7 protein-coding genes are annotated in these 11630 nt (G+C 32.1%); 4 read left to right on the top strand and 3 right to left on the bottom strand.

All coding sequences use genetic code 11. The features are described from left to right. Positions 1–242: 242 nt before the first annotated feature. The 3 genes from QWY99_RS08790 to susR form a co-directional block, all read right to left on the bottom strand. Complete coding sequence (locus QWY99_RS08790) at positions 243–1709, bottom strand: DUF1254 domain-containing protein (protein WP_290263843.1); 1467 nt, start codon at positions 1707–1709, stop codon at positions 243–245. Between the two features lie 303 nt (positions 1710–2012). Then, complete coding sequence (locus QWY99_RS08785; protein WP_290263841.1) at positions 2013–4229, bottom strand: glycoside hydrolase family 3 C-terminal domain-containing protein; 2217 nt, start codon at positions 4227–4229, stop codon at positions 2013–2015. A gap of 218 nt (positions 4230–4447) precedes the next feature. After that, positions 4448–6094, bottom strand: coding sequence for a SusR family glycan utilization regulator (gene susR / locus QWY99_RS08780; protein ID WP_290263839.1), 1647 nt, complete (start codon positions 6092–6094; stop codon positions 4448–4450). 242 nt (positions 6095–6336) lie between these two features. On the opposite strand from susR, the gene QWY99_RS08775 reads away from it, so the two are divergent. The 4 genes from QWY99_RS08775 to QWY99_RS08760 all read left to right on the top strand — a co-directional run bounded on the left by QWY99_RS08775 (position 6337) and on the right by QWY99_RS08760 (position 11360). Beyond that, positions 6337–7014 (top strand): response regulator transcription factor, encoded by a 678-nt coding sequence (locus QWY99_RS08775; protein ID WP_290263836.1) that lies wholly within the window; start codon positions 6337–6339, stop codon positions 7012–7014. After that, complete coding sequence (locus QWY99_RS08770; RefSeq protein ID WP_290263834.1) at positions 7007–8269, top strand: sensor histidine kinase; 1263 nt, start codon at positions 7007–7009, stop codon at positions 8267–8269. The genes QWY99_RS08775 and QWY99_RS08770 overlap by 8 nt, the downstream gene beginning before the upstream one ends. 71 nt (positions 8270–8340) lie before the next feature. Beyond that, positions 8341–8775 (top strand): PepSY-like domain-containing protein, encoded by a 435-nt coding sequence (locus QWY99_RS08765; protein WP_290263832.1) that lies wholly within the window; start codon positions 8341–8343, stop codon positions 8773–8775. Positions 8776–8945: 170 nt separating this feature from the next. Beyond that, positions 8946–11360, top strand: a complete 2415-nt coding sequence (locus tag QWY99_RS08760; protein ID WP_290263830.1) for a TonB-dependent receptor — start codon at positions 8946–8948, stop codon at positions 11358–11360. Positions 11361–11630: the final 270 nt, after the last annotated feature.

Raw genomic sequence — 11630 nt, 5'->3', positions numbered from 1 at the left:
TGAGACTGAGACTGAGACTGAGACTGAGACTGAATACTGAACACTGAGACTGAGACTGAATACTGAGACTGAATACTGAGACTGAATACTGAGACTGAATACTGAGACTGAATACTGAGACTGAATACTGCGACTGAACACTGAGACTGAACACTGCGACTGAATACTGAGAATGAACACTGCGACTGAATACTGAGACTGAATACTGAGACTGAATACTGAGACTGAATACTAAAAACAAACTACTCAACCGCTGCAACAGTCACCGGCGCTGATTGAGAAACTGGGGCAATAGGAACTATCTTTTTAATAGAGGGAATTATCCATTTTCCTTTTAGCATTTGTTCTTTTGGAGAATATACTCGCAATACAATATTGAAATCTCCTGATGATACGGGTAGCCAATTATTTTCTCGAATTTTCCCTGGATATGTTCTTTGGAAATAAATATCTATCGAACCATCAGCGTTTCTAATTAACGAATCTCGATTGCCTATTGTGAAACGATTCATCGGATTAGCTACAAATGCTCCTTTTGAATTATAAGCGGTTAATGACCAAAAGGCATTTGCTAGCGGAACCTCATCTTGATTAAAATGAATCGTGTATTTATTGGATCCATTTAATTTATCTCCAACCTCATCAACAATACAGGATGAACTAATCATATCTTGGGGTAAATTAATTTCTAATCCTTGATATGAAACTAGCGCTCTGTGTTTATAATCGGTTCCAAATGCTCCTAATTTTAAATCTATTGGTGTCCATCCGTTTTCAACTTTTGGAAGTGTTGTTGACTCTTTATTCAATTCACTCAACATTTTATCAGGAAGTGATCGTAACGTTGCTTGTACCGAACTACTTAAAGTGCTCAAATTAAATTTAGTTCCAGGTTTAATACCAATTGTAGCAAACCTTTTTATTGTTTCGGCATCTTTGTCACTTGGCGGATTATTAGCCATCAACTGATTTACATAATTAAAAAACTCACCAATAGGAATTTTAGAAACAATATCATTTGGAGAATCTTTGGGAATCGAAGAGTCAATTTTGCCTTTTGGAGCAACATAGTCTGTAGCCCAACTACTCAAAGGGATCAATTTAAACTGACGTTGTAGCTTATATACTTTCAGTCCATCAACATAACTATTAATTTGAATTTGGTTATTAATTCGCACTATATTGGTTGGTGATTTAATTTCTTGCATTCCAATAGGAATTGGCTCTGTTGATTTTGGACCTGTTATAAAAAAATTAGCTGCTCCTGTTCCGGTGGTTCTTTTGTTTACGGTAGAAAAAATATTGGTATAAGCATCTTGCATAGAAAGCTGATAATACCTACCGTAAGTATCTGGAACGGAAAGCACCATTGGGCCTTTTCCTAAATCTAGCCAAGCTGACGAATAATAAGTGTCGGCATTAAGTTGCCCGCCATTTTTAAGAGTTGCGTCGGGAAATGTAGATTTATGAGCAAACTGATTTATTGGAGCTCCTGCGCTCCCCGCCTCTTCTACGTTAGTAGATTGTCTGCGAGTAATATCCGTTAATACTAATGGTAAACCATACAGATAAGCTATTTCGGCTGTTTTTATAATACCACTATCATTTTCAATAGTAGTAACTTTTTTTTCATCAGTTACTTTTTTCTCTTCTTTTTTGCAACCTGTGAATAAGCAAACTATAAAAATTATTTGGATAAAGTTCTTCATGTTTTTTGATTTTAAATGCAAAGCAATTCTACTTTACGATTAATAAATATTTTAAGAACAATCGGTTTAACTTTTAAATTCTATATATTTCTCTCTACTATGGAGCTCTTCTGCTTTAGGTTATTCTCATTTCATGACTAAACCAACATAAACAAATGAATTTCAATTTATTACAAATAAATCTAACATAGTAAATTTAAGCAAAAAAATCCCGATTACCAAAAGGCAATCGGGATTATATAAACTAAATAACCAACCATTGAAGTACTAATTATGAAACCTCAAAAAGTATCTTTTGTAAAACTATTTTAAAGTAAATTTCACTTTCGTTTTAACGTCTGTAGAAGAAGCTCCTATTAATGCTTCAAAGTCACCTGGTTCAGCAACCCAGTCATGCTTAACAGGATCGAAAAAGCTTAAAGCTGCTTTATCAACTGTTATAGAAACTGTTTTTTCTTCACCCGCTTTTAGATTTACTTTCTCAAATCCTTTTAATTCTTTGATAGGACGTGGTAATGAAGATTTTAAATCTGTAATGTATAACTGAACTATTTCTGAACCATCTTTAGTCCCTGTATTTTTAACGTTTACAGTAAATGTAATCTTATCAGCTGCTGTTATTGTTTTTGCATCAGCAGTAACTTTTCCGTATTGGAAAGTTGTGTAGCTTAATCCATGTCCAAAGCTGAACAATGGTTTTACTTTTTGCTTGTCTGCCCAACGGTATCCAACAAAAATACTTTCGTTATAAGTCACTTCTTCTTTTCCTGGGAATTCTCCCAAAGCATGAGCTCCGTTATCCTTTAGTTTAACTGGGAAAGTAAATGGTAATTTTCCTGAAGGATTAGCATCACCAACTAAAATAGATGCCAAAGCATTACCTGTTTCTGATCCTAAAAACCATCCTTGTACAATTCCTGGTACTTCATTTACCCACGGCATTGCAACAGCATTCCCTGAGATATTTATGAATACTACGTTTTTATTTACTTTAAGTAATTCAGTAATAATTTTATCTTGATTGTATGGAAGCTCTAAACTTGTACGGTCTACTCCTTCTGCATCTTGATAATTACTTTTGTTCAATCCACCAAAAAACAATACTATATCAGCTTTTTTGGCAACTGCTATAGCTTCAGCTAATAATTGGTCTGCTGGGCGTTTTTCAGTCAAATCTTGCCCTGAAGCAACCCCGTTGTAATTACCTTCAGCATCACCTACATAGCCGCGAGCATATATAACTTCGGCTTGTGTACCTACTCTTTTCTTTAAACCATCTAATGGTAAAATTTCATATTTAGCTTTTAATGATGAACTACCTCCACCAACAGTCATCATCTTGATTGCATTTTCTCCAATAACAGCAATTTTCTTCGTTTTGTTAAGATTAATTGGCAATATGTTATTCTTGTTTTGCAACAAAACAATTCCTTCTTCAGCAATTTTACGACCAGCTAAACCATGCTCTTCTGTTCCAAACGAACCGTATGGTCTGTTTTTATCCATTGTTGTAAGGAAAGCTAATCTAAGTATGTTACGGATTTTTTGATCCAATTCTTTAGTTCCTACTTCTCCAGATTTAATCAAATCCAAATAAGGTTTTGCTAAATAATAATTTTGATAAGCATTACTTGTTCCTGCAGATAAACCATTTGTCCATGTTCCAAACTCCATGTCTAAACCATTTGTAATTGCTTGTCGTGTGTTACTAACACCACCCCAATCGGCAACAACAGCTCCTTTAAATCCCCATTCTCCACGAAGAATATCATTTAATAAAAACTCATTATGGCAGTTAGGCTGTCCTTTGTATTTATTATAAGATCCCATTATAGTCCAAGCATCACCTTCTTGAACAGCAGCTTTAAATGCTGGTAAATATATTTCGTACAATGCACGATCATCTACATTTACATTTACTGTATGACGGTTTGTTTCTTGATTGTTTAAAGCAAAATGTTTTACACAAGCAGCAACACCGTTTTGTTGTACTCCTTTAATGTAAGGTACTACCATTTTTGAAGCCAAGAACGGATCTTCACCCATGTATTCAAAGTTACGCCCGTTAAGAGGTGATCTGTAAATATTTACACCAGGTCCTAATAAAACAGTTTTATTACGGTAACGTGCTTCTTCACCTATTGATTTACCATATAATGAAGACATTTCTTTATTCCAAGTTGCTGCAAGAGCTGTAAGTGCTGGAAATGCAATACATGAATCATTTGTCCATCCGGCTTGATCCCACTCATCCCACAAAACTTCTGAACGAATACCATGAGGTCCATCTGTCATCCAAAATTCAGGAATTCCCAAACGTGGTACTCCAGGAGAACTAAACTTTGATTGTGCATGTACCATTGCTATTTTTTCTTCTAAAGTCATTCGCGCAAGTGCATCTTCGACACGCTCTTGAATTGGCTTTTTATCATCAAGATAAACGGGTACTTTATTTTGTGCATTCATCCCGAATGTACCTAATAAGAGTAAAACAACAACTGCTTTAATGTTTCTAAACATAACTACTTATTTATTAATAATTTATTTTAATATAATGACAAAGCTTAAATCTTACTTAATCTTAAATAAGATGATGCAATTATATTGTAAAACTAAAACGATATAGTATAATTAGAAAGCCCTATTTAAGAAAAGTAGCAATTTAAAAACACAAACACCTACAAACAAACAAGTTAACACTTTTTAAGAAGTGAAAAAAGTAGTAAAAATGAAATAAATTATTGCGCTTTAGTAGCAATTAAACCGATTTTAACAACCATTTCTTCAAAATCATTACGAGAAACTACGGCTTTATTTCTCGCTCTTGTACGATAATTATAAATGGTGCTTAAAGAGTAACGAAGGAAAGCTGCAATTTTCACACTGTCATTAATACCAAGTCGTATTAAAGCAAAAATTCGTAATTCTGTATTTAACAACTCTCCTTGCTTAAGTACAATCTGTTCTTCGGCAATAAGCAATGAATTAAAGTCTTTCACGAAAGTAGGATACAGATTTAAAAATATCGTATCAAAATTTTTATATAGTTCTTCTAGCTCATTATCAACCAAAGTATTTGACTTCAAAATCTTATACAATTCATCAAACTGTTTGGCTGTAGCTTTTTTATTTAAAGTAATGCGGTATGTTTCTAGCTTATTGATGTAAGTAGAACAAAGACTAAAGAAATGCGCGATATACTCCTCTTTAATATGATTGGATTCAGACAATTGCCCATTTCGCTCCTGTAATTGCTTATTGGTATTACTAATGTCAGCATTTAATTTTACGAGTTCTTCACTTGTTTTAGAAAGTTCTTCCTTTATTCTAGAAACCCTCTTCATTTGTTTATAAACATAGATTACTGCTAAAATAAGAAATACTGATAGCACACTTATCAATATCAAATACAATTGCAATTGGCTTTTGCTTTTAGCTTCTTTATCTAAATAAGCAGTATTAATAATCGAGAATACTTCTGACATTTGAATTGTACGGAATTGTACATTACAAAAAATAGCATCTTCAATTGCCGATTTTGTCAATTTATATGCAGTATCTACATCTCCTAATTCATAATAAACCAAAGCTAGCTCTTGAATAGAAGCGTTGTCTTTTATTGCATTTTTTAAATCAGCAGTTGCAGATATAGCGAAATACTTTTTTTTAAATTCTAAATTTTCTTTCTTTTTATTAATGCTTCCCAAAAGATAACCAATCATAGCGTATTGCGGATTGTCCTCTTTTGTTTCTTTTAGCAATTGTATCAAGTCTTTCTCTGTACTGTCAATTTTTCCTTCTGAAATATTCTTTTCGGCTAGATTGATTTTATACTTCAGCGATTGCGGATTTAAAAGCGCTAACAGTGAATCACGATATTTTACAATTTGCTCAATATACATCGGATTGTAACTAGTAGTCGAATAATGCGAGAAAAACTCCCGATAGGCTTCGTAGTAATCTGGAAGTAACTGCGCTGATAAAAGCTTTTTGTTTATACTTTTTAAGATTTCTTCAGATTCTCGGTATCTCCCTGACGACGAATAAAGATTTGCTAATTGCAATTGAGCCGTTTCTTTTAAATCTTTTTCATGTAGATTGTTGGCAATCTTAAGATTCTTCTTTACATATAAAATTGCCGAATCCAATTTGAATTTTTGGTATTCTCTGTATACCGTTTGGTTATAATTATATTCTTGGTAATCGGATAGATCTGTAGATTTTATTTTCTTAAAATTAGCAATTCGTTCTTCTTTTATGGCAACGTATTTCTGTTTGTTTTTTAAGGCCAAATCCAATTTTACAAAAACCGAATCAGCGCTGTTATCCGCAGAAGCAGTATGACAAACAATAACCAGAAAAAGAAACAATAGACTATTTTTCAAAACCTTTCTCAATATAAAATTACAATAGCCAAAGATAGTAAAGTGCAACAAAAAAAAAGTTTTTTATACTATTAAACCCTTTCTTAAAAAGGTGCTTTTACACTTTTTTCCAAAACGTCTAATATTCATTAATAAACTAATAACATCTATCTCAAAATATCTGGCATGCGCCAAAACGAGTTTCAATATTTAAAATCAACAAAATTCAGATTTCATTCAGAATTGAATTAGTAAATTGCATTATGAAAATTTTGATAATAGAAGACGAATTAGAAATAGCGGCGAGTATAAAAAGCTATTTTAAGCCCAATGGCATTCATTGTGAGACCTCTGGATCCTACAAAGATGCACTTGACAAGATTGATTTGTATGATTATGATTGTGTATTATTAGATCTAATGCTTCCTGATGGTGATGGATTTGACATATTAAAAGAATTAAAAAGAAGAAACAAAACGGAAGGTGTAATTATTATTTCTGCAAAAGAAACACTAGATACCCGTATTGAAGGGTTTAATCTTGGTGCCGATGACTATCTGACAAAGCCTTTTCATTTATCTGAATTACTAGTTAGAATCCAAGCGCTCATCCGACGCAAAAACTTTAAAGGAAATAACAATGTCGTCTTTAATGAAATTACAATTGATATTCTTTCTAAAACGGTTACTGTGAATAATACAAAGCTAGATATCACAAAAAAAGAAATTGACTTATTATTGTTTTTAATAGGTAATCAAAACAAAGTACTATCTAAAGGCGCTATTGCCGAACATCTATCGGGAGACATGGCAGACATGCTCGATAATCATGATTTTGTATATGCTCATATAAAAAACTTAAAAAAGAAACTAAACAATGCCGAAGGTGGTGATTATATAAAAACGGTTTATGGCTTAGGATACAAATGGAACAATGAATAAAAAACTACTAAATAAAACAACTACTAATTTTTTGATATTTTCAGTTTTTATACTGCTAATAGCTGTTCCTGCTTTTTACTACATCACCGAGCGATTGTATATTGAAGAAACGGATGAAACGCTCTCTTTGCATAGAGATGAATTCTTAAAAGAAGAATTGCCTAATATTGATATTAAGGATATTTCTTTATGGAATAAGTACAATCGAAATGTTCAAATTATACCTTCTCATATTGTTAGCAAAGACACCATTATTGATAAAATTTACTTTGATGAACTTGAAAATGAAAACGAACCTTATAGAGAACTTAATTCTCCAATAACAATAAAAGGACAACCATATACCTACGTAGGAAGAATTAATCTGATAGAAAAAGAAGATTTAATTGTAAGTATCGCATTGTTGTTTTTAGTGGTAATTATTATTTTGCTTTTAGGAATTTTGATAATCACTAAAATTTCATCTAAAAGGCTTTGGGCTCCTTTTTACGATACGCTAAATCAGATACAGGGATTTGAAATAGATAAAAATAAAAAACCTAACTTTATGCATACGGATGTTGAAGAGTTCAACAGACTCAACAAAAACTTGGATCGTCTTATCGAAAAAAATACTGACATTTATAACAATCAGAGGGAGTTTGTCGAAAATGCAGCACATGAGTTACAAACACCATTGGCACTTTTTCAAACAAAAATAGATACCCTTTTTCAGCTTGATGTATCAAAAGAGCAATCAGAAGTTTTGAGTTCACTAAATAAAGATGTTTCTAGATTAAATAGATTAAACAAAAATCTGCTGTTATTATCCAAGATTGAAAATGAAAATTATTTTGATAAACAGTCCATTGTTATTAATGAATATTTAAAAAAACATCTTGACTTTTTTACGGAACAAGCAAAAGCTAAAAACCTCAATATTGTTATTGAATATACTGAAAAACTTAAAATAGAAGGGAATCCTTCATTAACTGAAGTTCTAATTAATAACTTGTTTCTTAATGCCATTAGACACAATATTAAAAATGGAGAAATCAGTATTATAATTACGGGAGAATCTATTACTTTTTCAAATACAGGTCAGGAAATGCCTTTGGTTGTAGATAGGTTATTTAATCGTTTTTCTAAAGCAAATCCTTCTTCGCAAGGAAACGGATTGGGAATGGCAATTATAAAGAAAATCACTGAAATAAGTCATTGGAAAATAGATTATAGATTTGAAAATAATTTACATCGTTTTACCGTTAAATTTTAAAAATTCAAAGTTCCTACAGAATCACTATCTAATTTTGAACTGTAGATTTATTAATAGAAACTAAAAAACATATGAAAGCTTCAATAGTAACACTCTTCGCAATATTAATTTCGACTTTTGCAATGGCTCAGGAACAGTATTTATCTCCAAAAGATGTTCCTGGAATCGTAAAATCGACTTTTTTAATAAAATTTCCAGATGCAACAAATCCTAAATGGGAAAAAGAAAACGACAACTACGAAGTTACTTTTACCAATGATAAAGAAGTCCAATCGGCTATATTAGATAGTTCTGGAAACCTAATTCAAACAGAGGTTAAAATAACAAAAGATCAATTACCACATAGTATTTTACCTTACGTTAAAGTTAATTATCGCCGTAAAAAAATCAGAGAGGTTGCTAAAATTACTGATGTAAAAGGCAAAGTCTTTTATGAAGTTGAGATCTACAAAAAAGATTTAATCTTTGATCACAAAGGAAATTTCGTGAAAGAAATCGAAAAATAGTTCCGATAACTCTTCCCCTTTATAATGTCTCTTAAATATTATTTCTGATACATTATAAACTAAAAAAAATTAATAACTAGAATTCATAAAAGCTATATAGAGTAATTCTCTATAATTAGCTAAGGACTTTTTTTGTCATTTTTTTGAGGCAAAACAAATCTTAAAATACAATGAAAACACACATAATCGTATTATTTTCTTTGATATTATTCGTAGTCTCAAAGACAACAGCACAAACTAAATCGGTCACAATTTCTGGAATGATAAAAGACAAGAATTTAAAGACATCAATCCCTTATGTGAATATTACTTTAAAATCATCTAAGAATCAAACGTTTGTTGCAGGAGTACTTAGTAATGAAGAAGGTCGTTTTATTTTTTCGAACATTAACTCTGGTAATTATATACTCGAAATTAGCTTCATAGGATACAAGACCAAAACACAACCGCTGTTTGTTGGAACATTATCAGACTTTTTAGATCTATCAACCTTAGAACTCGAAGAAGATATTAATACGCTAAATGAGGTATTAATAAATGCCTCCAAAACGGAGGAAGTAAATGCCAAAATGGATAAAAAAGTCTTTTCTGTAGCCGATAATATTACTCAAAGTGGTGGTTCGGTTTTACAATCTATGCAAAGTCTTCCAGGTGTTACGGTTCAAGACGGAAAAGTACAATTGCGTGGTAATGACAAAGTAATGGTTCTTATTGACGGAAAACAAACGGCTTTAACTGGTTTTGGTAATCAATCAGGATTGGACAACATTCCTGCTTCGGCTATTGAAAAAATAGAAATCATCAATAATCCTTCGGCTAAATTTGATGCTAATGGAAATGCCGGTATCATCAATATTGTTTACAAAAAGAACAAACAAGAAGGTTTTAACGGAAAAGTAGGCATTGCATCCGGATATGGTGCTTTGTGGCAACGTAAGCCCAATTTACCTACAATAAGACCTCAATACGAAGTTACTCCTAAAATAAATCCTTCGCTTTCGCTAAATTACCGCAAGAACAAAATAAACACCTATTTACAAGCAGATTATTTATATACCGAAACGCTTAATAAAAACGAGTTTGTTACCCGAACGTATGATGATGGTACTGTTGTAAACCAACAAACAAAAAGAAACCGTGATACGCATTTTACAACTTTAAAAACGGGGATTGATTGGAATTATAATGAGCAAAACACTTTTGCATTATCTGGTATGTTTGGAAGCGAAAAGATAATTGATAATGGAGATCAACCTTTCTTTAATCATGATTATTCGCAACGTTTGCGCTTGTGGCAATTTCTTGAAGATGAATTAAAAACAACTGTAATGCTTTCTGCTTCTTACCAACATAAATTTAAAGAAGCGGGACACAAACTAAATGCAGGAATTAATTATACCTATCATAGAGAAGATGAGAAATATTTCTTTGACAACATTATGCCAACTTTTACTGGAAAGGATTCTTTTAAACTACTTTCTGATGAAAAAGTAATTGACATTAATGTTGATTATATTCAGCCTTTAAAATACGGACGTTTTGAAACTGGATTAAAATTCAGAAATAGAGAAATTCCAACAAATATGCAGTTTTACCCAGGTATCAATTCTCCTTTGGATCCTGATGCAGGTGGTTGGGCTACTTACAAAGAGATTATTCCTGCATTGTATGGTAACTACATATTCGAAAACAATAAAATCGAAGCCGAAGTTGGCCTGCGCTTAGAATATGTAAAATTAAAATATGATGTAAATCCGAATCACCCTACCTACAAAAGCGATGGTTACGATTATACGCAACCCTTCCCTAGCGTTCGATTTGGATATAAAATTAATGAGAATAATAAATTGACAGCTTTTTACAACCGCAGAGTCGACAGACCAAGTGAGGTAGATATTCGAATTTTTCCTAAATACGATGATGCCGAAATTATAAAAGTTGGTAATCCTGCTCTTAAACCACAATTTACTACAGCATTTGAACTTGGTTATAAAGCTACTATTGGCAAAGGATATTTATTTACATCTCTTTACCATCGTTTCGTAAATGGAACCATTAGTCGTATTGCAACTACTGCACCTGACAGTAATCTTATTTATGCTGTTTTTCAGAATGCTAACAAAAGTGCTTCTACTGGTATAGAAATGATCTATTCTAACGAAGTGAACTCATGGTACTCTTTTAATTTAAACGGAAATGTGTATCAGAACGAGATAGATGCGTTTACGGTAACCAATTTATACCCTGTTCCAACAACCTACTTTGGCGAAAAGCAAAAGATTGTTTCCGGAAATGTAAAATGGAACAATACTTTTCAATTTAATAAAACAGTTAGCGGTCAACTAGCAGCCGTGTATCTTGCACCTGATGTTATTCCGCAGGCGAAAATAAACGCTCGTTTCTCAATAGATTTAGGAGCTAAAAAATCAATTCAAAAAGGCAAAGGCGAAATTTTTATTAATGCAACTGATATCCTAAATACACTTGTGATTAAAAAAGACATACAAGGCAATGGATATAACTATAACAGTAGTGATTATTATGAAACACAAGTTGTTCGATTTGGATACAGTTATAAATTTTAAAAAGAGTAATTTTGCGCCTTATTTTTTAATATCCGGTTGGAAGCGATTCAAAAAATGGCATTCAACACATAGAAACATAGCTCCAATAGCTATCGGAATAAAATCGATAATCAAAGGTGATTCAAGAAAAATATTTTTTTCGCATAGCCTTATGTGATTTATCCTAAGTGAAACGTCTTTTTTAGACTTTGTCAAACTATGTTTCTATGTGTGAAAAAATTACACCCAATCAGGTAATATATACTATATTGCTAATTATAACAGGTTGGT

The sequence above is a fragment of the Flavobacterium branchiarum genome, assembly GCF_030409845.1.
Classification (GTDB): domain Bacteria; phylum Bacteroidota; class Bacteroidia; order Flavobacteriales; family Flavobacteriaceae; genus Flavobacterium; species Flavobacterium branchiarum.
Note: the sequence above shows the minus strand (reverse complement) of the source record. Positions and strands in the feature narration are given on the sequence as shown.

Coding starts and splice junctions, on each gene's coding strand:
- QWY99_RS08790 (WP_290263843.1), bottom strand. CDS start 1,709: ATGAAGAACTTTATCCAAATAATTTTTATAGTTTGCTTATTCACAGGT.
- QWY99_RS08785 (WP_290263841.1), bottom strand. CDS start 4,229: ATGTTTAGAAACATTAAAGCAGTTGTTGTTTTACTCTTATTAGGTACA.
- QWY99_RS08775 (WP_290263836.1), top strand. CDS start 6,337: ATGAAAATTTTGATAATAGAAGACGAATTAGAAATAGCGGCGAGTATA.
- QWY99_RS08770 (WP_290263834.1), top strand. CDS start 7,007: ATGAATAAAAAACTACTAAATAAAACAACTACTAATTTTTTGATATTT.
- QWY99_RS08765 (WP_290263832.1), top strand. CDS start 8,341: ATGAAAGCTTCAATAGTAACACTCTTCGCAATATTAATTTCGACTTTT.
- QWY99_RS08760 (WP_290263830.1), top strand. CDS start 8,946: ATGAAAACACACATAATCGTATTATTTTCTTTGATATTATTCGTAGTC.